General features: G+C 46.3%; 4 protein-coding genes. 2 read left to right on the top strand and 2 right to left on the bottom strand.

Features of this window, described 5'->3' with window-relative positions:
• Positions 1–1,162 (top strand): ATP-binding protein (locus VN429_RS06970; RefSeq protein WP_325631359.1); only part of this gene is annotated, 1,162 nt, incomplete at its 5' end.
• 162 nt (positions 1,163–1,324) lie between these two features.
• Here the strand turns inward: VN429_RS06970 and VN429_RS06965 are convergent.
• Both VN429_RS06965 and VN429_RS12600 read right to left on the bottom strand, forming a co-directional pair.
• Entirely contained in the window at positions 1,325–2,563 is a 1,239-nt protein-coding gene (locus VN429_RS06965; RefSeq protein WP_325631356.1) for a proteasome-activating nucleotidase, read from the bottom strand.
• Positions 2,535–2,708, bottom strand: coding sequence for a hypothetical protein (locus tag VN429_RS12600; protein ID WP_473964670.1), 174 nt, complete (start codon positions 2,706–2,708; stop codon positions 2,535–2,537). Before VN429_RS12600 ends, VN429_RS06965 begins: the two co-directional genes overlap by 29 nt.
• Between VN429_RS12600 and VN429_RS06960 the strand changes: the two genes are divergently transcribed.
• A complete protein-coding gene (locus VN429_RS06960) occupies positions 2,653–3,114 on the top strand; it encodes a multiprotein bridging factor aMBF1 (RefSeq protein ID WP_414675294.1) in 462 nt (153 codons plus the stop codon). The genes VN429_RS12600 and VN429_RS06960 overlap by 56 nt on opposite strands.
• Positions 3,115–3,143 lie beyond the last annotated feature (29 nt).

Here is a 3,143-nt window from a genome sequence, read left to right as displayed (position 1 = left end):
GACAGTTGTATGCCTGATACCATTCTTCTTCAATATCCTGTACGTATCAGGAATGTGGTCAGTAAAAGGGGTAGATATCACCCCAATCGTCTTTTTTATTACCGCAGTTGGATTGTTTATTTCTTCTTACTTCTTCCAGTTTTTAAACCTGGAACCGGTGGCTCACAACCTACTCTTAAAAAACCTAAAAGATGCATTGATCGTTATTGACACCAAGGATATCATTGTCGATGCAAATCCTGCTGCCCTCATACACCGGGCAGACGGAGTTGGAACCTATTTAGGAGAAAATATCATTCAGATATTCCCATTTACAAGGGAAGTTCTTGAAAACTGTACTATGGGTTCAGATTCCCCGGGGTTCCCGATAGAACTTCCATTGAATGGATTTTTGCGCTTTTTTGAGATGACGTGCATTCCGGTGATAAATAATGGGGGAATTCTAATTGGTAAACTGATTACTCTTCATGATGTGCATGAGCAGACCACAGCAGCACGATCTATCCATAGAGCAAATCAGAAACTCCAACTCCTTTCAGGGATCACAAGACATGACATCAAGAACCAGCTATCAGTCCTCACCGGATACCTCTCCCTGGCAGATGAAATAGATGCTGAAGAATTTAAGGAAAATTATCTTGGCAAACTAAAAGAAGCAACCAGGTTGATAAACCAGCAGATTGAATTCACCTCTGTGTACCAGGATATCGGACTACATGAGCCCAGGTGGTTTAATCTTTCAATACTCATGGAGCATGTTAAATCTCAGATTCCAGTCACTACACTAAAATTTATCAATGAACTAAATGGGGCGAAAATATACGCAGATCCGATGCTTGAACGTGTATTGTACAACCTGTTTGACAATACCATCAGATATGGAAAGAAGACCACATCCATCAGATCATATTATACTCTTGATGATGGATCTCTGAAATGGCTCATCGAAGACGATGGAGTGGGAATAGCTCTCGAAGAGAAGGATAATATCTTTAAAAAAGGATACGGGCACAATACAGGACTCGGTCTCTTCCTTGTCAGAGAAATCCTTTCGATCACTGATTGTACAATTGTTGAGACCGGAGCGCCCGGGGTCGGAGCCCGCTTTGAAATTCGAGTCCCGGGAGGGCAGTACAACCTTCAGAAAGATGATACATCATAATTTCAGGGAGACAATCAACCATCTCAATCATCGGTTTGAATCTGAACCATTCTCTTCTACGCATAAAATAGCCAGGAATATCCTAATATCACAATTTTGATAGAAGACTGCAGAATCATTTTTGCATAAAAAAGTTTGGAGTCGAAATCTCCAGTCAACCGGTCACGCAAACATTACGCTGGTGGTTGGCAGGCGGGATTCACGCTCAAAGTCATATCTGAACTTACTGAGTGCCATTATGAAATCATTCTGGCAAACCTTGGTATGTTCCTGTCTAATGGCAAACATACCCGCCTCCATACAGATAGCATTCAGATCAGCACCATTACGGCCTTCAGTCAGGCGTGCAACCTCCATCATGTCCACACTGTTATCGATGTTCATGCCCCGGGTATGGACCTGAAGAATGGCATACCTTCCTTCGGTATCTGGAAGCGGAATCTCGATAATACGGTCAAACCGTCCCGGCCTGAGCAGGGCTGCATCGAGAATGTCAATCCGGTTGGTGGCACCGATGATCTTCACATCGCCCCGCTGCTCAAAACCGTCCATGGCTGCAAGGAGTTGCATCAGCGTCCGCTGAACTTCTCGATCACCAGAGGTCATTGCCTCTGTGCGTGATGCCCCTATCGCATCTATCTCATCAATAAAGACGATAGATGGTGCCTTCTCCCTGGCGAGATCAAAGAGTTCGCGGACAAGCCGTGCCCCTTCTCCAATATATTTCTGTACTAGTTCAGAACCTACAGTATGCAGAAACGCTGCATGAGTCTCATGGGCTACTGCTTTTGCAAGCAGTGTCTTGCCTGTTCCGGGTGGGCCGTAGAGCAGCACTCCCTTCGGCGGGGTGATCCCGATGTTGGCAAAGAGTTCAGGGCGTGTCATTGGCAGTTCAACAGCTTCCCTGATCTCTGTTATCTGTTTTTCAAGCCCTCCGATATCCTCGTATGTTTCTCCTGGCAGCTCTACAACCTCCATTCCGTAGACCTGCGAGTCATAACTGCTTGGCAGTAATTCAACGATAGCCAGGGATTGCTGGTTCAGGGTGCACCTGACCCCGGCTTTCATCTGCTCAGTATCCACCGACTGCGAGACCCTGACAAGGAAGCGTGGTCCGGCGCTTGACCGTACCACAACCCGTCCGGAATCTATTACATCAGTGATCGTCCCAACAATCAGGGGTGGAGTTTTGAGGTGTTCAACCTCGCTCTTCAGTTTTCTGACCTCACGCTCATATCGGATCTTCTGAGTCTCGATATACCGCTTGTCAGATTCCAACTGACGTATCTGCTCCTTCAGCTCCTGGTTCTGCGACTCCATCCCTGCTACACGCTCAACGAGGTAGCGATACAACTCCTCGGGCGTTTTCGGGTCATCTGATTGGCGGCCAGTCTCTGACATCCGTCTGATTAGTTATATAGGGGAAAGTGACTATATGATGATTGCGAAATATGCAGTGTGAAATGTGTGGGGCAGAAAGTAAGGGCCCTTTGAAACGAGTTCGGATCGAAGGGGCCGAACTCTCAGTCTGCAGTAACTGTGCCAAATACGGGACAGAACTGCCAGGGGCTGCAAAATCACCTGCAGCTCCGGCTAGCAGAGCGACAGGATATACTCAGGCTTCAGTTCCCCAGGCTCGTCGCTCACGCGACCTCTTTGATCAACTCGGGGGTGATCTGGTAGAGGATTATGCAGATCAGATCAGAAATGCCCGGTTAAAACTCGGCATTTCCCAGAAAGATCTGGCTCTCGCCATGATGGAGAAGGAACTCCTTATCAAGAAGATCGAGAAGGGAGAACTCATCCCTGAAGAAGATGTCAGGAAGAAGATCGAAAAAGAACTTGGAATCAAACTTATCGAGGACTCTTCATTAGAATCACTTGATATTCATCAGTCCAAGATGACTACAACCATGGGTGATGTCATCAAGATCAAGAAAGTAAAGCGATAACACATCCTTTTTTTTATCAATGATATGCG

The organism is Methanospirillum sp. (assembly GCF_035560735.1).
Classification (GTDB): domain Archaea; phylum Halobacteriota; class Methanomicrobia; order Methanomicrobiales; family Methanospirillaceae; genus Methanospirillum.
The sequence above is the reverse complement of the archived record's forward strand: the minus strand, read 5'-3'. Positions and strand labels throughout refer to the sequence as shown.